The sequence below is a fragment of the Leifsonia shinshuensis genome (assembly GCF_014217625.1).
Taxonomy (GTDB): domain Bacteria; phylum Actinomycetota; class Actinomycetes; order Actinomycetales; family Microbacteriaceae; genus Leifsonia; species Leifsonia shinshuensis_A.
On the sequence record NZ_CP043641.1, the window covers coordinates 2,647,488 to 2,666,795 of the forward strand.

25 protein-coding genes and 2 pseudogenes are annotated in these 19,308 nt (G+C 71.3%); 13 read left to right on the forward strand and 14 right to left on the reverse strand.

The annotated features are described in order from the left end of the window. Positions 1 to 4 precede the first annotated feature (4 nt). The 4 genes from F1C12_RS12695 to F1C12_RS12710 form a co-directional block, all read right to left on the reverse strand. Positions 5 to 1,552: a Re/Si-specific NAD(P)(+) transhydrogenase subunit alpha gene (locus tag F1C12_RS12695; protein ID WP_185275359.1), complete on the reverse strand. Its 1,548-nt coding sequence runs from the start codon at positions 1,550 to 1,552 to the stop codon at positions 5 to 7. A gap of 135 nt (positions 1,553 to 1,687) precedes the next feature. Next, positions 1,688 to 2,287, reverse strand: a complete 600-nt coding sequence (locus F1C12_RS12700; protein WP_185275360.1) for a class I SAM-dependent methyltransferase — start codon at positions 2,285 to 2,287, stop codon at positions 1,688 to 1,690. A gap of 24 nt (positions 2,288 to 2,311) precedes the next feature. Further along, entirely contained in the window at positions 2,312 to 3,907 is a 1,596-nt protein-coding gene (locus tag F1C12_RS12705) for an MFS transporter (protein ID WP_185275361.1), read from the reverse strand. 7 nt (positions 3,908 to 3,914) lie between these two features. After that, on the reverse strand, positions 3,915 to 4,733 hold the full coding sequence (locus F1C12_RS12710) for an alpha/beta fold hydrolase (RefSeq protein WP_185275362.1): 819 nt from the start codon (positions 4,731 to 4,733) through the stop codon (positions 3,915 to 3,917). A gap of 125 nt (positions 4,734 to 4,858) precedes the next feature. Between F1C12_RS12710 and F1C12_RS12715 the strand changes: the two genes are divergently transcribed. From F1C12_RS12715 to F1C12_RS12725, 3 genes are all read left to right on the forward strand, one after another. Next, positions 4,859 to 5,290 (forward strand): VOC family protein, encoded by a 432-nt coding sequence (locus tag F1C12_RS12715; RefSeq protein ID WP_185275363.1) that lies wholly within the window; start codon positions 4,859 to 4,861, stop codon positions 5,288 to 5,290. Between the two features lie 48 nt (positions 5,291 to 5,338). After that, complete coding sequence (locus F1C12_RS12720) at positions 5,339 to 6,577, forward strand: DNA polymerase domain-containing protein (protein WP_185275364.1); 1,239 nt, start codon at positions 5,339 to 5,341, stop codon at positions 6,575 to 6,577. Positions 6,578 to 6,642: 65 nt separating this feature from the next. Then, a complete protein-coding gene (locus F1C12_RS12725; RefSeq protein WP_185275365.1) occupies positions 6,643 to 6,849 on the forward strand; it encodes a hypothetical protein in 207 nt (68 codons plus the stop codon). Between the two features lie 18 nt (positions 6,850 to 6,867). Here the strand turns inward: F1C12_RS12725 and F1C12_RS12730 are convergent, their stop codons facing one another. From F1C12_RS12730 to F1C12_RS12740, 3 genes are read right to left on the reverse strand one after another with little or no spacing between them, the layout of a single operon-like run. Continuing rightward, entirely contained in the window at positions 6,868 to 7,248 is a 381-nt protein-coding gene (locus tag F1C12_RS12730) for a VOC family protein (protein ID WP_185275366.1), read from the reverse strand. Continuing rightward, positions 7,248 to 7,751 carry an SRPBCC family protein gene (locus F1C12_RS12735; protein WP_185275367.1) on the reverse strand — a complete coding sequence of 168 codons (504 nt, stop codon included), beginning with the start codon at positions 7,749 to 7,751 and terminating at the stop codon, positions 7,248 to 7,250. Before F1C12_RS12735 ends, F1C12_RS12730 begins: the two co-directional genes overlap by 1 nt. Further along, a complete protein-coding gene (locus tag F1C12_RS12740) occupies positions 7,748 to 8,098 on the reverse strand; it encodes an ArsR/SmtB family transcription factor (protein ID WP_219732612.1) in 351 nt (116 codons plus the stop codon). Before F1C12_RS12740 ends, F1C12_RS12735 begins: the two co-directional genes overlap by 4 nt. A gap of 166 nt (positions 8,099 to 8,264) precedes the next feature. Here F1C12_RS12740 and F1C12_RS12745 point away from each other — a divergent pair, with 166 nt between their 5' ends. After that, entirely contained in the window at positions 8,265 to 9,119 is an 855-nt protein-coding gene (locus tag F1C12_RS12745) for a lipase family alpha/beta hydrolase (RefSeq protein WP_185275368.1), read from the forward strand. 13 nt (positions 9,120 to 9,132) lie between these two features. Here the strand turns inward: F1C12_RS12745 and F1C12_RS12750 are convergent, their stop codons facing one another. Beyond that, positions 9,133 to 9,579, reverse strand: coding sequence for an SRPBCC family protein (locus F1C12_RS12750; protein WP_185275369.1), 447 nt, complete (start codon positions 9,577 to 9,579; stop codon positions 9,133 to 9,135). 173 nt (positions 9,580 to 9,752) lie between these two features. Between F1C12_RS12750 and F1C12_RS12755 the strand changes: the two genes are divergently transcribed. The 5 genes from F1C12_RS12755 to F1C12_RS12775 all read left to right on the forward strand — a co-directional run bounded on the left by F1C12_RS12755 (position 9,753) and on the right by F1C12_RS12775 (position 13,175). Further along, a complete protein-coding gene (locus F1C12_RS12755) occupies positions 9,753 to 10,727 on the forward strand; it encodes an RNA polymerase subunit sigma-70 (protein ID WP_185275370.1) in 975 nt (324 codons plus the stop codon). Between the two features lie 43 nt (positions 10,728 to 10,770). Further along, positions 10,771 to 11,400, forward strand: coding sequence for a TetR/AcrR family transcriptional regulator (locus tag F1C12_RS12760; RefSeq protein WP_185275371.1), 630 nt, complete (start codon positions 10,771 to 10,773; stop codon positions 11,398 to 11,400). A gap of 74 nt (positions 11,401 to 11,474) precedes the next feature. Next, positions 11,475 to 12,410, forward strand: a complete 936-nt coding sequence (locus F1C12_RS12765; RefSeq protein WP_185275372.1) for an NADP-dependent oxidoreductase — start codon at positions 11,475 to 11,477, stop codon at positions 12,408 to 12,410. Next, complete coding sequence (locus F1C12_RS12770; protein WP_185275373.1) at positions 12,407 to 12,835, forward strand: GNAT family N-acetyltransferase; 429 nt, start codon at positions 12,407 to 12,409, stop codon at positions 12,833 to 12,835. The genes F1C12_RS12765 and F1C12_RS12770 overlap by 4 nt, the downstream gene beginning before the upstream one ends. 7 nt (positions 12,836 to 12,842) lie before the next feature. After that, positions 12,843 to 13,175: a hypothetical protein gene (locus F1C12_RS12775; RefSeq protein ID WP_185275374.1), complete on the forward strand. Its 333-nt coding sequence runs from the start codon at positions 12,843 to 12,845 to the stop codon at positions 13,173 to 13,175. Positions 13,176 to 13,190: 15 nt separating this feature from the next. Here F1C12_RS12775 and F1C12_RS12780 read toward each other — a convergent pair whose 3' ends face one another. Beyond that, positions 13,191 to 13,787, reverse strand: a complete 597-nt coding sequence (locus F1C12_RS12780) for a carbon-nitrogen hydrolase family protein (protein WP_258046257.1) — start codon at positions 13,785 to 13,787, stop codon at positions 13,191 to 13,193. On the opposite strand from F1C12_RS12780, the gene F1C12_RS12785 reads away from it, so the two are divergent. Together F1C12_RS12785 and F1C12_RS12790 are read left to right on the forward strand one after the other, a co-directional pair. Beyond that, on the forward strand, positions 13,695 to 14,738 hold the full coding sequence (locus F1C12_RS12785) for an amino acid permease (RefSeq protein ID WP_258045882.1): 1,044 nt from the start codon (positions 13,695 to 13,697) through the stop codon (positions 14,736 to 14,738). The genes F1C12_RS12780 and F1C12_RS12785 overlap by 93 nt on opposite strands. Positions 14,739 to 14,740: 2 nt before the next feature. Further along, positions 14,741 to 15,118, forward strand: a pseudogene (locus F1C12_RS12790) (carbon-nitrogen hydrolase family protein); the annotation flags it as partial. Positions 15,119 to 15,187: 69 nt separating this feature from the next. On the opposite strand, the pseudogene F1C12_RS12795 reads toward F1C12_RS12790, so the two are convergent. Then, positions 15,188 to 15,718 (reverse strand): annotated as a pseudogene (locus F1C12_RS12795) (hypothetical protein); the annotation flags it as partial. 102 nt (positions 15,719 to 15,820) lie between these two features. Here F1C12_RS12795 and F1C12_RS12800 point away from each other — a divergent pair. After that, entirely contained in the window at positions 15,821 to 16,420 is a 600-nt protein-coding gene (locus tag F1C12_RS12800) for a TetR/AcrR family transcriptional regulator (protein ID WP_185275375.1), read from the forward strand. Positions 16,421 to 16,497: 77 nt separating this feature from the next. Further along, complete coding sequence (locus F1C12_RS12805; protein WP_185275376.1) at positions 16,498 to 16,890, forward strand: hypothetical protein; 393 nt, start codon at positions 16,498 to 16,500, stop codon at positions 16,888 to 16,890. 12 nt (positions 16,891 to 16,902) lie between these two features. Here the strand turns inward: F1C12_RS12805 and F1C12_RS12810 are convergent, their stop codons facing one another. The 4 genes from F1C12_RS12810 to F1C12_RS12825 all read right to left on the reverse strand — a co-directional run bounded on the left by F1C12_RS12810 (position 16,903) and on the right by F1C12_RS12825 (position 19,286). After that, positions 16,903 to 17,058: a hypothetical protein gene (locus tag F1C12_RS12810; protein WP_185275377.1), complete on the reverse strand. Its 156-nt coding sequence runs from the start codon at positions 17,056 to 17,058 to the stop codon at positions 16,903 to 16,905. A 158-nt stretch (positions 17,059 to 17,216) separates the two neighbouring features. Next, complete coding sequence (locus tag F1C12_RS12815) at positions 17,217 to 17,996, reverse strand: phosphotransferase (RefSeq protein WP_185275378.1); 780 nt, start codon at positions 17,994 to 17,996, stop codon at positions 17,217 to 17,219. 100 nt (positions 17,997 to 18,096) lie between these two features. Beyond that, positions 18,097 to 18,702, reverse strand: a complete 606-nt coding sequence (locus F1C12_RS12820) for an alkylhydroperoxidase domain protein (RefSeq protein WP_185275379.1) — start codon at positions 18,700 to 18,702, stop codon at positions 18,097 to 18,099. Next, positions 18,699 to 19,286 carry a CMD domain protein gene (locus tag F1C12_RS12825; protein WP_185275380.1) on the reverse strand — a complete coding sequence of 196 codons (588 nt, stop codon included), beginning with the start codon at positions 19,284 to 19,286 and terminating at the stop codon, positions 18,699 to 18,701. Before F1C12_RS12825 ends, F1C12_RS12820 begins: the two co-directional genes overlap by 4 nt. Positions 19,287 to 19,308 lie beyond the last annotated feature (22 nt).

Genomic DNA, 19,308 nt, shown 5'->3' on the forward strand with positions numbered 1-19,308 from the left:
AGGCTCACCGGTCGCTCCGCCGGAACATCGCCAGCATCCGCCGGGTCACCGCGAACCCGCCGAACACGTTGATGGAGGCCACCAGCACCGCGATGGCGGCGAGCGCCTGGACCGTCGGATCGTGCGACGTCAGCTGCACGATCGCGCCGACGACGATGATGCCCGAGATGGCGTTCGTCACGCTCATCAGCGGGGTGTGCAGGGCGTGGTGGACGTTGCCGATCACGTAGAAGCCGATGACGGTCGCGAGCACGAGCACCGTGAAATGCTGGGGCAGCGGAGCCGGGGCCAGCGCAGTCACCGCGAGCAGCACCGCCAGGCCGACCGTCGTCAGCACCGCCTTGCGCACCGGCGTCAGCCATGGCTCCTTCGGCGCGGGGACGGCGACCGGTGCGGGTGCGACGCGGGGCGGCGCGGCCGAGACCGTCACCGGTGGCGGCGGCCACGTCGTCTCGCCGTCGCGCACGACGGTCACCGAACGCTGCACGACGTCGTCGAAGTCGAGGACGAGCCTCCCGTCCTTGCCGGGCGTCAGCAGGGTGAGGAGGCTGACCAGGTTGTTCCCGTACAGCTGCGACGACTGGGTCGGCAGCCGGGACGGGAGGTCGGTGTAGCCGAGGATGATCACCCCGCCGGGTGTGACCACCCGCTCCCCCGCGACCGAGCCGGCGACGTTGCCTCCCTGCGCGGCGGCCATGTCCACGATGACGGAGCCCGGCCGCATGCTCGCGACGTCCGCCTCGGTGAGCAGCTTCGGCGCGGGCCGGCCCGGGATGAGCGCGGTGGTGATGACGATGTCCACGTCCCGCGCCTGCTCCGAGTAGATCTCGGCGGCGCGCCGGTCGTACGCCTCGCTGGTCGCCTTCGCGTAGCCGTCGGTGGACTGCATCTGGTCGTCGCCGGCGACCTCCACCGCCAGGTACTCGCCGCCGATCGAGCGGACCTGGTCGGCGACCTCCGGCCGCGGGTCGGTGGCGCGGACGATCGCACCCATGCTGGACGCCGCGCCGATCGCGGCGAGGCCGGCGACGCCCGCGCCGGCGACGAGGACCTTCGCGGGCGGGACCTTGCCCGCCGCGGTGACCTGCCCGGTGAAGAAACGGCCGAACTCGTGAGCGGCCTCCACTACGGCCCGGTAGCCGGAGATGTTCGCCATGGAGCTCAGCACGTCCATCGACTGCGCGCGGGAGATGCGCGGGACGGCGTCGAGGGCGAGCGCCGTGATCCCGCGCTGCGAGAGGGCGGCCAGGAGGTCGGGGCGCAGGCCAGGGCTGAGGGTCGCGATGAGGGTGGCGCCGTCGGCGAGGAGGGCGATCTCGTCCTCGGTCGGCGGCGCGACCTTGAGCACGATGTCGGCCGCCCAGGCCTCGGCACGGGAGGTCACCGTCGCGCCCGCGGCGGCGAACGCCTCGTCGGTGAACGCGGCGTGAGCTCCGGCGCCGGACTCGACGCGGACGTCGTAGCCCAGGGAGACGAGCTTCTTCACGGAACTCGGGCTGGACGCGACCCGGGCATCACCCGGCCGTTCAGCGACGATGCCGACTACCGACACCTGGCCTCCCTCGGCTTTTGAGTGGACACTAGCAGGCCGCACGCCCGGGAAGGAGGTGCGGCCGCGACGCGCGCCCGATCTCCTTCCGAACGCCGCTCGGCAGGAGATCCGGACGTGTTCTCCTGTCCGCGCGCCTCACGCGCGCGCCACGGCGGCCCGGACGACCCCCGCGAACACCGGCCGCCAGCTCCACCCGGCGAAGCCGGCCGCGCCGATCGCCGCGTCCGCCCGCTGACGGCTGCCCGCCGCTCCGCCCGGCCCGAACACGCGCACCGGCAGACCGCGGGAGGTGAACACGTCCGCGAGCAGCAGCGCCCCTCCGGGAGCGAGCACGCGCCGGCACTCCGCCAGCCCGCCGGCCTGGTCCTGCCAGTGGCTGAACGAGGACGAGCTCACGACCAGGTCGAACGCCGCGTCCCCGAACGGGAGCGACTCGGCCGATGCCTCGCGCACCTCGGCGCGGGTGGAGGCCGCGGCCTCCCGCACCATCCCCGCAGCCGGGTCCACCCCGGTGAGCCGGGCGTCCGGGAGCAGGGAGCCGAGCAGCCGCAGCAACACGCCGGTGCCGCATCCCACGTCCAGGATGCGCGGCGCTCGCGTCTCCGCCACGAGCGACACGGCCACCACGCCGACGCGCCGCACGATCTCCGCGTGCAGGAACCCGCGCGGCCCGCGCTCGTACCCGCTCGCGCGCCGGCCGTAGGCGGCGACGTCCCGCTCGGGGTCGAAGGTCATGCGCCGCAGCCTAGCCTCGCCGCGCTAGCCTCGCCGCCGGGTCGTCTCCGCCTCCAGCAGGTGCTCCACCTCCGGCTCCCCGTCGGCGAGCGCCCGCGCCTCCTCCAGCAGCTGGCGGTCGTACTCGGTCATCCGCTCGTCGTGCTGGCTGAGGTGCTCGCTCCACGACCCGACCTGGAAGGCCTCCACCAGCACGGCCGGGTCCTCGCGGTCCGTATAGAGCCGCCAGTCGCGGGCGCCGGTCCGGCGGCGGGAGCGTCCGACGAAGCGCATCCGCGTCTCGAAGTCGGCACGGCGCTCCGGCGGGACCGCGTAGCGGATCAGGACGAGCACCGGAGGGTCCGCGGCGTCGTCCGGGCTCTCCTCCCCCTGCACCATCGGCAGGTCGGTCAGCGGCATCGGGACGATCGCACGGCCCTTGCCGCGGGTGTCGACGGCCGGCCGCAGCGCCCCGACGACCCCGAGCACCACGAGCAGGACGCCGCAGCCCACCAGCACAGGGACGACCCCGGCCCAGCCCGCCAGCGCACCGGTGGCCGCCGCTCCGATCGCCGTCGAGCCGAAGAGCACCAGCTGGTAGATCGAGAGCCCGCGCGTGCGCACCCAGACCGGGAGGAAGGACTGCACCGTCCCGTTGATCGTGGCGATCACGCCGATCCACGCGAAGCCCGCCACGACCAGCACCAGGAGGACGAGCCAGAGCGTCCCGAGCAGCGCGAGCGCGAGCGTGCACAGCCCGAAGACGCCGGACGACGCGGCCACGATCACCCCGGTGCTGAACCGCGCGCGTAGCGGAGGGAGAAGGAATGCGCCGGCGACCGAGCCGACGCCGAGCGCGGCGAGCAGCAAGCCGTAGCCTCCCGCGTTCAGGTGCAGCTCCGCGCTGGCGAGCACCGGCAGCAGCGCCCAGAGGCCGTTCGCCGGGAGCAGGAACAGGGCCAGCCGCAGGTACAGCCCGCGGATCGCGCCCGCGTTGCGCACGTAGCGGAGGCCGGCGCGCGTCGCGTCGAGGAACCGCTCGGGCCGGCCGTGCTTCGGCGTGTAGCCGCGCCAGGCGACGAGCGCCACGAGGAAGACCAGGAACGACAGCGCGTTGGCGACGAACACCGCCGTCACGCCGAGCTGCGCCACTACGAGGCCGGCCAGCGCAGGCCCGATCGCGCGCGCGACGTTCACGCCGACGGAGGACAGCACCGCCGCGTCCGCGATCATGGGCGCGGGCACGACCTCCGGGACCACCGCCTGGTAGGCCGGCAGCTGCACCGCCGAGCACGCCCCGAGCAGGAACGTCAGCGCCAGCAGCACGGCCGGCGTCGTCGCGCCCGCCCAGGTCAGCCAGGCCAGCCCGAGCACGATCACGAACTGCGCGGCCTGCACGACGATCAGCAGGGTCCGCCTGTTGAAGAACTCGCCGAGCACGCCGGCCGGGAGGGCGAGCAGCAGCACGGGCGCGGCGGCGGCCGTCTGCACGAGTGCGACGACCGACGCCGGGCTGCCGTGCTCGACCAGGAGCCACTGCGCCCCGACGGTCTGCATCCAGCTGCCGATGTTGCTGACCAGGCCCGCGATCCAGAGCAGCCGGAAGACCCGGACCCCGAGCGGGGCGAGAGCGGAGGACACGGAGGGGCTACGCGATGAACGCGAGGATGTCCTTGTCGAGCTCCTCCTGGTAGGCGCCGTGGATCCCGTGCGACGCCCCGGGATAGACCTTGAGCGTCCCGTCCTTCACCAGCTTGATGGACTTCTCCGCCGCCGCGACGATCGGCACGATCTGGTCGTCGTCGCCGTGCGCGATGAAGATCGGGACGTCGAGTGCCTGGAGGTCGGCCGTCTGGTCGGTCTCGCTGAACGCCTTCACGCAGTCGTAGGCCGCTGCGAGGTTGACCAGCATCCCCTGCCGCCAGAAGTCGTCGATGAGACCCTGCGAGACCGCGGCCCCATCCCGGTTGAAGCCGTAGAACGGCAGCGCGAGGTCCTTCCAGAACTGCGAGCGGTCGTGCAGGACGTTCGCGCGGATGCCGTCGAAAGCCTCCAGCGGGGTGCCCTCGGGGTTGGATTCCGTTTTGAGCATGAGCGGCGGGACCGCACCGGCCGTGACGACGGCGCGCACCCGCTCGGCGCCGTGCTGCGCGGCGTAGCGGACGACCTCCCCGCCGCCGGTGGAATGGCCGACGACCACGAGGTCCCGCAGGTCGAGGTGGTCGACGAGCTGGGCGAGATCGCTCGCGTAGGTGCTCATATCGTTTCCGGTATATGTCTGCGACGACCGGCCGTGTCCACGCCGGTCGTGGGCGATGACCCGGTAGCCGGCGTCGGCGAAGACCTTCAGTTCGACCTGCCAGGCGTCCGAGCTGAGCGGCCATCCGTGCGAGAAGAGGACGGGACGGCCGGAGCCCTGATCGGTGTAGTACAGCTCGGTTCCGTCTGAAGTGGTGAAGTGCGGCATGGCGAATACTCCTAGAGAGTGAAGAGGGATGGATGGTCGAGTGGCGACACCGGCACAGGTCCTGTCTAGGGCCACGCGTCGGCCGTGTCTAGGTGTGGAAACCGCCAGCCGCTACACTCCGGAGGATGACCGCACGGATCGCGAACGTCACCTTCCACGCCGCCGACCCCGCCGCCCTCGCCCGGTTCTGGGCCGCCGTCATGGGCTACCCCGAGCCGGAGTGGCTGACGCCCGAAGAGGAGGCCGAGCTCCGCGCCGCGGGCCTGACCGACGACGACCTCGCAGCGCGCGCGGTCGCCTGGGACGAGGACCCGTCCCACCAGCGCTTCTACTTCACCCGCTACCAGCACGAGAAGCGCCAGCGCAACCGGATGCACATCGACATCACGCCCTCGGCCGACCGCCACGCGACCCGCGAGGAAGTGGAGGCCGAGGCCGCCCGGCTCGTGGGGCTGGGCGCGACGGTGGAGCAGGTGCTCGACGGCTCGTGGGGACCATACCCGGAGTTCGCGATCATGATGCGCGACCCGGAGGGGAATGAGTTCTGTTTGCAGTGAGGTGACGCGGCCCTGGCCCCACCCGCCCCTCCCCGCTACGTTGGCCGCATGACCCCGTCGTCGAAGTCCGAGGCTTTTCTGGAGGCCGCCGGTCACGAGGTGCGCATCTCGAACCCCGACAAAGTGGTGTTCCCGGAGCCCGGGCTGACCAAGCTGGACCTCGCGCGCTACTACCTCGCCGTCGCCGACGGCGCGCTGCGCGGCGCGGGCGGACGGCCCATGGTGCTGAAACGCTTCGTGAAGGGGCTCACGCAGGAGCCGTTCTTCCAGAAGCGCGTGCCGGAGGGGCATCCCGACTTCATCGACACCGCGACCCTGCACTACGCGCGCGGGACCTCCGCCGAGGAGGCCGTCCTCCGCGACGCCGCGGGGCTCGCCTGGGTGTCCAACCTCGGCTGTCTCGACCTGAACCCGCACGCGGTGCGCGCGGAGGACCTCGACCATCCCGATGAGCTGCGGGTCGACCTCGATCCGATGCCCGGCGTCGACTGGTCGCAGATCGTGGATGTCGCCTTCGTCGCGCGGGAGGTGCTGGAGGATCACGGGCTCGTCGGGTGGCCGAAGACCTCCGGCTCGCGCGGCCTCCACATCCTCGTCCGGATCGCGCCCGACTGGGGGTTCGCCGACGTGCGGCTGGCGGCCGAGACGCTCGCGCGCGAGGTCGAGAACCGCGCGCCGGGGCTGGCGACGGCCCGCTGGTGGAAGGAGGAGCGCGGCGAGAGCGTCTTCGTGGACTTCAACCAGAACGCCAAGGACCGCACGGTGGCCTCCGCCTACTCCATCCGGCCGCTGCCGGACGCGCGCGTGTCCACCCCGCTCGACTGGGACGAGGTGCGCGCACGCCGGCCCGAGGAGTTCACGGTGCTGACGGTGCCCGACCGGTTCGCCGAGGTTGGCGACCCGCACGCCGGGATCGACGACGCCGCGGGATCGCTGGACGGCCTCCTCGCCCTGGCGAAGCGGCTCGGCCCCGCCGAGAAGCCGCCGCGGGCCGGCGACGGCGCGGGCCGCCGGGTCTCGCAGATGCCGCTGATCGAGGTGGCGCGGACGAAGACGAAGCCGGAGGCGCTGGCGGCGCTCGACGAGTGGAAGGCCGCGCATCGGGAGGTCGCGGAGCTGCTGCACCCGGCCGACGAGTTGCTGGACGGGATGCGCGGGTCGAGCTCGCAGTGGTATCGGGTGCGGATCAACCTCCAGCACGTCCCGGAGGCCGACCGGCCGGAGCAGGGTGCCCTCGTGGCCGACTACGACCCGTGGGCCGGGCGGGAGTGGCCCGGACGGCCATAGACCCAGGCAGGCCGTGACGCGATCCGGCACTCAGGACCCGCGGTCCGCGTCGTAGTGTGAGCCCCATGAAGCGCAGTTGGCCGTTTCTCGTCCCCGGCATCATCCTCGCCGCGATCGGTCTCGTCTGGACATTGCAGGGCACCAATGTGCTCGGCGGGTCCGCGATGAGCGGGTCATCGTTCTGGGGGATCGTCGGCGTGGTCCTCCTGGTGGTCGGCGTGGTCCTGATCGTGGTTGGGATCGCGCGGAGGCGCACCCGCCGCACCGGCTAGGGGCGCCGCAGCGGCCGGCTAGCCCGCGAGCCCGGTCAGGTCCTGCAGCTCCCACGTGTTGCCGTCCGGGTCGCTGAAGTACGCGAACTTCACGCCGCCCATGTCCCGGATCTCCCCGATCTCGGCGCCGCGCGACACGAGTTCGTCGCGCACCGCCGCGATGTCGTCCACGACGAGGTGGAGGCCGCTGACCGTCCCATCCGACGGCGTCCCGGTGCCCATCCCGGTGCCGAACGCGATCGAGCAGGCCGAGCCGGGCGGGGTGAGCTGGACGATCCGCATCCCGTTGCCCGGCTGCACGTCGTGGTCGAGCACGAAGCCGATCGTGTCCGCGTAGAACGCCTTGCTCCGGTCGACGTCGGAGACCGGCAGCGGGACGAGCTCCAGCCGCATCTCCATCAGGCGGCCGTCTCCGTCATCGCGCGCAGCACATCCGTCGTCAGCTTGTCGAGCGACTGGTGCATGCCCGCGTACGCGAACACCGACATGAGGCTCCGCGACCAGCCGCTCTCGGTGATCGTCAGCTCGGTCAGCCCGTTCACGTCGGCGAACTCCACCACCGTGCGGATGTTCTGCGTGAACCCCTCGGGCAGCTGGTCGCCGGGCAGCGGCACGCCGTCCTCGTCGGTGATGCTCTGCGTGAACTCCAGCCGCTCGTGCGGCACGATCGCGGTGTAGACGCCGCCGGTGAAGCTCTCGGCGCCGCCCTGGTCGTCGGGCGCGAGCATGCTGAACACATACGATCCGCCCTCGCGCAGGTCCACCTGCGCGGACGGCGAGGTGTAGTCCTGCGGACCCCACCACTCGGTGACCAGCTCGGGGTCGGTCCACAGCCGCCACACGGTCTCCACCGGCGCGTTCAGGATGCGGCGCACCACGATGTCCGTGGTCTCGTTCGTCATGAGAGTTCTCCCCTGTCTTGTGCCATTGAGGCTGATGTCTTCTCGATGTGCGCCGCCAGCTTGTCCATACGCGCGTTCCACTGCCGCGCGCGGGAGGCCAGCCAGCCCTCCACCCCGGCGAGCGCCGACGCGTCCAGCCGGTAGACCCGCTGCTGCGCCCGCTTCTCCACGGTCACCAGCCCCGCCTCGCGCAGCACCTTGAGGTGCTGGGAGATGGCGGACGCGCTGGATGTGAACTCCGCGCCGATCCCCCCGGCCGCCAGCTCGCCACGCCGGGCGAGCAGGTCGACGATGGCCGCCCGAGTCGGGTCGGCCAGTGCGGCGAAGGCGATGGTGGGAGTGGGCACGAAACACACGTTACAGCGTCTGCTTAATTAAGTCCAGATCGAATTACAAACATCCACCTGCGCGACCCCTGGGCGAATCCTCCCGAGGGTCTGCGAACGCATTGACGCCACCACCACCGCGTCTACCGTGATGCGGCATCACTCGCGCCCCGATGAAGAGGTACCGATGTCATTACTGAAGAAGCTGCTCGTCGCCGCCGCCGCGGCCGCCCTCGGATCGGCGGCGATCGCGCTGCCTGCCCAGGCGGACACCATCTCCGTCTCGCCCCCCGGCGCCAACGACTGGTCGTGCGTGCCGTCTGCCGCCCACCCGTACCCCGTCATCCTGGTGCCGGGGACGTTCGAGAGCATGGCGAAGAACTGGGCCACCATGTCCCCCGTGCTCAAGCAGGCCGGCTACTGCGTGTTCGCCCTGGACTACGGGCAGTACAACGGCGTCGACGCGTCCGGCCCGATCGCCCAGTCCGCACAGCAACTCTCGCCGTTCGTGGACGCGGTGCTCGCCGCGACCAAGGCACGGCAGGTCGACCTCGTCGGGCACAGCCAGGGCGGCATGATGCCGCGCTACTATCTGGGCTTCCTCGGCGGGGCTCCCAAGGTGGACCAGCTGATCGGCATCGCGCCGTCCAATCACGGCACGCAGGGTGTGATCGTCCCTGGCCCGGACGGGCTCCCCGCCCTGACCGGCGCGTCGCCGACCGCGTGCCCGGCGTGCGCCGACCAGACCGCCGGCTCGGCGTTCCTGCAGAAGCTGAACTCGATCGGCGACACGGTGAAGGGACCGAGCTACACCGTCATCTCGACGACCCACGACGAGGTGGTGACGCCGTATCAGAGCCAGGCTCTGAGCGGCTCTCCGGCACAGGTCACCAACACCGTGATCCAGAACGACTGCCCGGCCGACCCGATCGAGCACGACCAGACGCCCAACGATCCGGTGGTCCAGCAGCTCGTACTGGAGGCCCTCAGTGTCCCGAACGGCCCGGCCGACCCGTCCTACCGGCCGAGTTGCGTCGGCTGATCGGCGGCCTCGGTCAGAGCGGCAGGCCTGCGCCGGTCTCCGCGAATCTGCGCAGGCTGCCGACGACGAAGTGGTCCCAGCCCGCGGAGCACGCGTCGTAGCACTCCTTCGCCGGCGTCAGACCCTCGTGGGTGAAGGTCAGGCGCGTCCCGTCGCTGGACGGCTGGAGGTCGAACACGATGCGCGTCCCGGTCCACGGGTCGGGCTCCTCCACGAAGCCGAGCTCGCTGTCGATCACGTCCCAGACGATGAGGCGGCCCGGCTCGAGCACGGTGACGCGCTGCGTGCTGTCGTGGAGGTCCCGGTAGCGGTAGGTGAACTCGGCTCCGACGTGGTCGGCCGCGCCGGTGACGTCGCCGAGCCACCAGCGGCCGACGTCCGCGATGGCGGCGGTGACGTCGTCCGGGCTGCGGGCGAGGTCGATGGTGACGGTGTAGTCGGTGGCGGTCTGCGTGGTCATGGGATTCTCCGTTCGTTGCGCGGGTCGTCGACCCGCGGATTCCGATTCACCCGGGTAGACGCCGCCCGGCGCGGAAACTGGTCACACCCTCCGCGACCGGTTCGCGGCGCAGCCGGTGTCGACACCAGGGAGGCGGACGACCAGAATCGGATCGCCGGGAGGGCATGGTGACCATGGACGAGGATCTGCTCCACGACGCGCTCGACGGCGACCGCGCCGCGTTCGACGCGCTGGTCGAGCCCCACCGCCACGAGCTGCACGTGCACTGCTACCGGATGCTCGGCTCGGTGCAGGATGCCGAGGACGCCGTGCAGGACACTCTGCTCAGCGGCTGGCTCGGCCTGGCCGGCTTCGAAGGACGGTCCTCGCTGCGGACCTGGCTGTACCGCATCGCAACGAACCGCTGCCTGAACCTGCTGCGCGCCGGACGCCGCCGGCCGCAGGAGGTCGAGCCTCCCATCGCCCGCCCGACCGCACTCGGCGAGGTGTCGTGGCTGGAGCCCTACCCCGACTCCCTGCTCGACAACCTGCCCGCCGACGTCCCCGGCCCGGAGGCCCGCTACGAGTCCCGGGAGGCCGTCACCCTCGCCTTCACCCGCGCGCTGCAGCTGCTGCCGCCCTCCCAGCGCGCGGCCCTCATCCTCCGCGACGTGCTCGGCTACCCCGCGTCGGAGGCCGCCGCCCTCCTCGACGTCACGGTCGACTCCGTGAACGGCTCGCTGAAGCGCGCCCGCGCCGCCCTCGCCGCCGCTCCGCCCACGACCGCCCCGATCGACCCCGACCCGGAGCTGCTGGAGCGCTTCGTGACCGCGTTCACCTCCGGCGCGGTCGAAGACCTCGTGGCGCTGATGACGGACGACGTCTGGGTGCGGATGCCACCGCTGCCGTTCGAGTACCACGGCCCCGCCGCCGCTGCCGCGTTCTTCGGTCCGATGACCGGCCATCGCCGCACCATCGAGCGGATGGTGCCGACCGGCGCGAACGGCCAGCCCGCCTGGGGCGAGTACGTGCGCGATCCGGTCTCGGGAGGCCTCCACCTCGTCGGCGTGCTGGTGATCGGGCTCGCCGGTGGGCGTGTGGACGAGGTGACGCACTTCGATCCGGGCGCGGGCGCATGGCTGGGCCTGCCGCGGCGGCTGGAGGCGTGATCCGGTCCAGGCGCCAGGCCACCTCGATAAGTAGCATGGGGCGATGACCACCGTCGCCGACTCGACCCCGGGCAGACGCCTGACGGCGCGCGGCGCGAAGACGCGGTCGAAGATCGTGGACGCGGCCGCCGAGCTCATGTTCACCCGGGGCGTCGGAGCGACCTCGCTCGAGGATGTCGTCGCCGCCAGCGGGGTGAGCAAGTCGCAGCTGTACCACCACTTCGCCGGCAAGGACGAGGTGGTGCGGGCGGTCGTCGCGCTGATGGGCGAACGGGTCATCCTGCGCGAGCGGGACTCCCTCGGCCGGGTCTCGACCATCGCGGGACTGCGCGGCTGGCGCGACGCGCTGGTGGAGAGCAACGCGCTGCGGCACGGCGCCTACGGCTGCGCGCTCGGGTCGCTCGCGTCGGAGGTCTCCGACCACGACGACGTCGCGCGCCGGTCGCTCGTGGCCTTGTTCGAGGAGTGGCAGACGCTCCTGGCGGACGCGCTGCGGCGGATGCAGGAGAACGGGACGCTCCCGCCGGCGGCGCCCGTCGAGCAGCTCGCGACGGGCCTGCTCGGAGCCTTGCAGGGCGGCTACGTCCTGGCCCAGAACGCGCGCGACACCGCACCGATGGCCGCTTCGCTCGACATGGCGATCGCGCACATCGAGTCGCTCTCGGCCCGCTGAGCTCCCCCGAGTCAATACTGGACGAATCCGTCCAATTCGTGTTTAGGATGGAGCCTCCGACGGAAGGTGTGCTCATGAAGGCGCTCGTGGTGAACGACCAAGCCGAGGGTCCGGCCGGCATCCGGCTGACCGAGGTCCCCGATCCCTCCCCCGCGATCAACGACGTGGTCGTGGCGGTGCACGCCTCCGGCTTCGTCCCGACCGAGGTGGGCTGGCCGTCGACGTGGCGGGATCGCGCCGGCCGCGACCGCGCGCCGTCGGTCATCGGACACGAGCTCGCCGGCGTGGTCACCGCCCTCGGCTACGGCACGACGGGCCTCACCGTCGGGCAACGGGTGTTCGGAATCTCGGACTGGCACCGCGACGGCACACTGGCGGAGTATGTGGCCGTGGAATCGCGCAACCTCGCGCCGTTGCCCGGCGACGTCGACTTCACCGTCGGCGCCAGCCTCCCGATCTCGGGTCTCACCGCCTGGCAGGGCCTGTTCGACCACGGCCGGCTCGTCTCGGGCCAGACCGTGCTCGCGCACGGCGCGGCCGGGGCGGTCGGGACGATGGTCACCCAGCTCGCCCGCGAGGCCGGCGCCTACGTCATCGGCACGGGTCGCTCCGCCGACCGCGAGAAGGCGCTCGACTTCGGCGCACACGAGTTCGTCGACCTCGGCGGCGACACCCTCGAGGACGTCGGGGAGGTCGACCTGGTGTTCGACGTCATCGGCGGCGACATCCAGGAGCGGTCCGCCCGCCTGATCCGCCCAGGAGGGACGCTCGTCACCGTCACCGGCCTGGCCGGCGAACGCCCGAAGGACGGCCGGTCGATCGACTTCGTGGTCGAATCGATCCCCGCCCAGCTGACCGAGATCGTCCAGCGCGTCCGCGACGGCCGGCTGCGCACGAACATCGGCGACGTCGCGCCCCTCGCCGGCGCCGTCGCCGCACTGAACCCCACCGAGCGGCGGAACGGCAAGACCGTCATCGAGATCCGATCAGGAGAGGAACACCGCAGATGAGCGCGTTCGAATACCCCGACGAGGCCGGCTACCCGGACGGCGTCGGCACCCTCACGGAGGACCAGGTCGTCCTCATCAAGGAGGTCGACGACGGCCACACGCCCGACTTCGAGTTCGCCGTCGTGGACGACACGGAAGCGAAGACGTTCACGGCCATCGTCGGCGACACCGCCATCGCGGGCATGCCCTACGCCGAATCGGGCGCGACGCGCCTGGTGCTGCTGTCCACGTCGGTGCTGCCGGAGTACCGCGGCCAGGGCGTCGCGAGCGAGCTGATCCGCCGCGTCCTGGACGAGGTGCGCCGGCAAGGCAAGACGATCACGGTCCGCTGCCCGATCGTGGCCTCCTTCATTCAGCGCAACCCCGGCTACGCCGACCTGATCGACCCGGAGCTTCCCGGTCTCGGCGCGGGTTCCGGGAAGTGACCAGGCCATGAGCGCCAAGAAGCCCAAGACTCCCCCGCACTTCCCCGTGATGGACGGCGCCCAGCCCGCCCCGCGGGAGGACCAGATCGCCGGCATCGTCCAGCGCGTGTGGTCCGACTCCCGCGTCTACCACCAGGATGTCGAGACGCTGCTGCGCGAGTGGCTGACCACCGACCAGTGCGTGGTGACGGAGACCGAGTTCGCGGCCCTCCTGAGCAAGGCCCGCGGAGAGTTCGACCGCATCGCGACCTCCGACGGCGCGGGAGAGCGGGCGTGCCCCGCGCACTCGCTCGTGGCGTGCGTGTACTGGGATGTGCAGGAGCTGGAGCGAGCGGGGTAGGGACACGGTCCCGCGCTACAGCGGCGTCACCCACGACGGCGGACGGACCTCCGCACCGCCGAACATCGGGTACTGGAGGATCGCGCACTGGTCCGCCAGCTGGCTCCACGGCCGGTTGATCCCGTGCGAGCCGTACTCGCGGACGAGCGAGACCCTGTCGAGGTCGAGCACGGCGAACAGCACCTCCTCGCCCCCTCCCGCGTGCTGGACGATCGTGCCCTCCGGGTCGACCACGACACTCTCCCCGACCCCGATCGGCGCCGCGCCGTTGACGTTGACGACGTAGACCTGATTGGCGAAGGCGTTCGCCCGCGCCATCACGACCTCCATCTCGCGGTCGCGGGTGGTGGTGAGCGTCGGCTGGAGGATGACCTCCGCTCCGAGCCACGCCAGTTGCCGGGACACCTCCGGAAAGCTGCCGTCGAAACAGATGGCCAGGCCGATGCGCCCGATGTCCGGGATGTCGAAGGTGACGAAGTCGCTGCCCGGCTGCAGGTCCTGGCCATCGGCGGCTTCTGCGTGGGCGCCTTCATCGCCATGGGCGACGGCACCGCTCCCGGCGCCGGAACCGCGCCGAGCCTCGACTGGTTCAACCCGTTCGCCGTCTCCGATCCGAGCGGTCTGGTCACCGGCGTCATCCTCTGCCTGTTCATCTACTGGGGATGGGACTCGCTCATCTCGGTCAACGAGGAGACGACGGAACGCTCGCGCACGCCCGGACGTGCGGTGCTCATCTCGACGATCATCCTGCTCGTGCTCTACTGCGGTGCGTCGGTCGCCGCCCTCGGGTTCGGCGGCATCCGGCTCATCACGTCGCCGCACGCGATCTCCGATGTGCTCTCGGTGCTCGGCCCGATGTCCACGGGACAGGTCTTCGGGCGCGTGATCACCCTCGCCATCGGGCTCTCCGCACTGGCCGCCCTCTTCACCGTCGCCGTGTCGACGCCTCGGTCGTGGCTCAGCATGGCCACCTACCGCGCCCTCCCGGCTGCGGTCGCGCGCGTTCATCGCACCCACCGCACCCCGCACGTCGCCACCTACTGGTGGGCCGGGATCAGCTGCGCGACCGTCGTGCTGCTCACCCTCCTCTCGACGGACTTCATCGGGCTGGCGGTGCTGGCGATCGGTGTGATGATCGCCGCCTACTACGCGGCCACCGCGGTGGCGGCCATCGTCTACTTCGCACCCGACATGCGCCGCAACCCCGGACGGCTTCTGGTGGCCGGAGTCCTGCCCGGCCTGGGCGCCGTGCTGATGCTGATCGCCTTCGTCGCGAGCGCGATCGACATGGCGCGGCCGGACTACGCCGGCGCCTCGATCCTCGGCATCGGGACGGTCTTCTGGATCGGAATCGGCGCCCTGGTGCTCGGCGTCGTCGTCACCATCGCGGTCCGGCCGGCGTTCGCGGCCTTCTTCGCGAAGCGGACGATCCCGGTCGGGCGGTACGGCGACACCGATTTCGTCATCGCGGACCCTGTCGAGCCCGGCAGTTCTGAGCCGCACCGGGTGGAGCCCGACCTGGGCGCACCGACCTCCCTTCCCGCAATCCGAGAGGAGCGCTGACCATGCGCGTTCTGTCCATCGCCGCTGTCCAGACCATCCCCGTCCCCGGCGACCTCGACGCCACCTGGGACCGGTTCGAGGCCCAAGTGCGCAGCGTCGTGGCGCTGCGTCCGCACGTCGACCTCATCGTCGTGCCCGAGCTCCTGCTCGCCGCACCCGGCTCGCTGCTGCTCGAGGACGCCGACGCGGACGCCCGCGCCGCCACGAGCATCCCCGGTCCGGTGACAGACCGGCTCGGCCGGCTCGCGCGGGAGCTCGGCGTGTGGCTGGTGCCGGGCACGCTGGTGGAGCGGGATGACGACGGTCGACTGTTCAACACCGCCGTCGCCGTCTCCCCCCGGGGCGAGATCGTGGCCCGCTACCGCAAGCTGTTCCCCTGGCGTCCGTACGAGCAGCTGCAGGGCGATCAGCGCGTACTGCACCCACGCGGCCAGTTCGATCCCGCGCACGGCGATCGCCGTGCTCACCGCGATGAGCAGGACGGCGCCGGACGTGGTCGCGACGGGGTCGGCGGCGAGCGCCTCCAGTCCGACTGCGTCCAGGAGGTAGACCGTCGCCACCTCGGCGAGTGCCGCGGTGGCGATGAAGGTGGCGATCTGCGGCACCCAGCCGCCGAAGAACCAGCCGCAGAACGGTCCGAGGGCGCGCGAGATCCAGACGAAGACCCCGCCGCAGTCGGGCATGGCCGCGTTGAGGTCGCGGAAGGCGAAGGCGGTGAAGAGGATGGGGACGAAGCCGAGCAGGAAGGCGGCGGGGGTCTGGAATCCGACCGCGCCGACGACGTAGCCCAGCGTCACCGCGAGGCTGTACGCCGGCGCGACCGCCGCGAGTCCGAGAGCGACGATCCGGCCGAGACCGATCGCGTTCGGGCGGAGTCCCTTGTCGGGGTGTCCCGCGGTTCCGGGTGGATCGGCTTGCTGGGGGATCATGTCGTCTCCTGTGGTTCGTCGTCGTTGTCGATGGAGAAATCTGAATGGCATTCAAACAACTGTCCGCCCTACCTGTCAAGAGTTTTTTGAAGCGGATTCAAAAAGTGATCTCCGGTGACGGGCCGAGACGCCGCCGTGGGGCAGAATGGGTGGATGGGCCGCCCGAATCGCCGCGCCGAGCGCCGCATCGAGATCCTCGAGCGTGCGCGCGACGTCGCCGTGCGCGAGGGGGCGAGCGGCACGACGCTGAGGGCGATCGCCACGGCCGCCGGCATGGAGCCCTCCGCGCTGCTGTACTACTTCGACAGTCTCAACGAGATCGTCGAAGAGCTCGTGTTCGCCGCGAGCGACCGCTTCATCGAGACCATCGTCGCCGAGGTGGCCGCGGCCGACTCCCCCGCCGGCCGGATGGTCGCCGCTATCCGGGCGGGAACGACGGGTGGCATCGCGGGCGACGAGTCGCGCATCCTCTACGAGTTCTGGGCGGCGAGCATCCGCGACGAGCGGCTCAACGACGCCGACCACGCCCTCGACCGCCGCCAGGCTGAGATCTACCGGACGATCATCGACGCCGGCGTCGCGGAGGGCGCTTTCTCACCGCGCCTGGATCCCGCCGACATCCCCTGGGCGCTCGTCGCCCTCGAGGACGGCCTCGTCATGGACATCCTGGCCGGGACGAAGAGCGACGAGGAGGTCGTCCGCCTGATCGTCGCCGTCGCCGAGACGATGCTCGGCGCGCAGCTCGCGAGCTGAGCGGACGGCCGCACCACCCGCACGCGCCGCGGTCAACCGCCTCTCGGCGCCTCGGACCCCGGACTACCGTCCCCGGTATGACGACCTACACCGCGACCAAGCCGATCGACGGCGACACCGACGCCTACTTCTCGTACATCGCCGACCCCGAGAACCTGCCGCAGTACTTCCCGCACATGGTGAGCGCCCACGAGCAGCCGGACGGCACGGTGGAGACCACCGCCCACGTCGACGCCGACCGCGACGGCGAGGAGGAGACCGTCACGGCCGAAGCCCGCTTCGACGCCGACTTCGCCGCGAAGGAGATCCGCTGGTCCGCGCCCGGCCCGCACGACTACAGCGGGTCGCTCCGGATCGCGGACGGCGCGGCCGAACTGACCATCGACACGACGGAGGACATCCCCGGCATCCAGCAGTCCCTCGAGGACGCGCTCGACGCGATCGCGGAGAACCTGCAGCGGGCGGTGTGATGCGCCACGGCCTTACGGCGTGAACGGCCGCTTCTCGTCGCAGAACGCGCACACCAGGTGCCCGTTCGTGTACTCCCAGAGGTGGGCGTGCGGTGCGTCGAAGAACGCGCACCGGTCGGCGACGGGCGTCGGGGACGGCTCGGCGGTGATGGTGTCTGTGGTCGGCATTTCAGGGTCGGCTTTCTGCGGCGGGACGTCGGCGCGTTGGGCGTCTTCGTTTCATGCGTTACAACGGAATCAGTATCCGATCGCACGCGGGGCCCCCGAAATACCTAGAACTGGTGCCGCCTGATGTGGGGTATCCCCAGCCGGGGCGACGTGAGCGGCTATCGTCGACCGACCGCGCCGGCGAGGGCGTCCGCGTTCTCGCGCAGCCAGGCCTGCCGGCGCCGGATCGACTCGCCGGCTCCCGCCTCCCACATGCGGCGCCAGCCGCCGCCGTCGCGCTCGGCCCGCAGCCGCATCGAATACCAGGTGCGCTCGGCCGCGTTCTGCGCGAGCGGCACCAGGAGCGCCCGAGCGGACTCGTCCAGGCCGTAGGCGTCGAGCATCAACGCCGCCCGCGCGCACTCGTCCACGTCCGCCAGCGCCTCGGGCCGGTCCTGCACCGGCTGCCACGGCGCCCACCACTGCAGCATGTTGCAGATGTCGTCGGCGCGGGACGACGGCCGGGCCAGGTCGAAGTCGATCAAAGCGCACGCGAGGCCATCGCGGAACACGACGTTCTCCAGCGTCACATCGCGATGCCCGATGAGCTCGTTCGGAACCGGCAGCGGCGGCGGCGAACCCGCCGGAAGCGGCGAGGCCGCGTCTGCGAACGTGTCGGGCACACCGAACGAGGCGACCGCATCATGGTAGGCGCGCAGGAGGGAGGCGACGCTCGCGGCGCGGTCGTCGGAGGCGACCCAGTCGGGCGCGGGCCGTCCGGCGACCTCCCCGTCGACGAAACTCAGCACGTCACGGCCACGATCGTCGATCCCGAGGAACTGCGGCGCGCCACGGAAACCGACGCGTTCGAGGTGGGCGAGCAATTCCCGGGTCCGCTCGGACGCCGCGCTCCTCGGCCGGCGAACCGTGTCGCCCGAGCGCACGATCCCGTCGGTCACGTCACCACCCAGAAGCGGCTCCTCGGGAGACTCCGATCCCCACACTCTCCCGCGATGCTCCATCCGGCCATTCTCCCCCGGGCGCGGCGTCGACGTGGATTCACGCCGACGGAGGTGTCGGTTCGCCGAGGGACAGCATGAGCCGGTTGGCCCAGTTGAAGAAGGCGGCGCCGTTGATCGCGTCGATGATGGCCACATCGTCCAGCCCGGCCTCCCGCAGCGCACGTACATGCTCGGCACCGAACTCATCGGGGATGCGTGTGAGCGCCACCGATGCGTCGATCACCGCCCGCCACTGCGGGTCGTCCTGCTGCGCGGCGGTGCCCTCATCGAGCACGCGCTGCACGTCGTCCGGCCGCTTGGAGTGGTGGCTGGCGAACCGCGAGTGCACGGAGGCGCAGAAGATGCAGCCGTTGGTGCGGGAGGCCGCCGTGGCCGACAGCTCGCGGAGGGCGCGGGTCAGGCCGCCCTTCTCGTTGTAGAAGATGTCGTTGTCGGTGCGGGTGCGTGCCCCGAGGATCTCGGGGTCGCGCACGAGCAGCCGGAAGTACGGGCTATTGGCACGGCCCTTGTCGACCAGGCCGTCGTAGTGGCGCTCGGTGAGCTCCTCCAACGGCAACGGCTCGAGCCAGGCTTCCCAGCCGAGCTGCTCCTGCGTGAAGACGTTCGGCGCCTCGATCTCGGTGCGGATGATGGCGTCGCTCATGCGAGCTCCCCTTTCAGGACGGTGAGCCCCGCGACCACGCGGAGCTGGAAGCTGAGGAATGCGACGAGCTGCGACAGCGTGACGATGCCGGTGGTCGACCAACCCGCGTCGAGCAGCTCCTGGAGGGCGTCGGCCGACGCGTCGCGCGGCCGGTAGACGAGCAGGTGCGTGTGGGCGAGGGCGGCGGCGAGGCGCGGACCCGCCGCGGTGGCCAGTTCGGCCGACGGCGACCAGTGGAGGCCGACGACGTTCTCGACGGACAGCGGGCCGGCGGGATAGTCGCCGTACGGCCCGTGGGTGAGTGCGCCGGGCAGCGCGGCCTCCAGCGCGTCGACCAGACCGGCGTCCTCGGCGGCCAGGAGGTCGCGGTAGAACGAGGCGGTGGGCGATTTCGAGAGCGCGACCGTCCAGTACGCGAGGGCCAGCCGCTCGCGCTGAGCGACCTGCGACAGCTCGTCGGAGTCGAACAGTGCGTCGAAGCTCGCCTGCGCGTTGGCGCGGGCGTTGGGGCGCTGGTCGCGCAGGATGTCGAGCGGGTCGCCCGGCCGGATGCCGACCAGCTGGTCGATGACGTCGGTGGTCATGGAGGTCCTTTCAAGGGTCGGA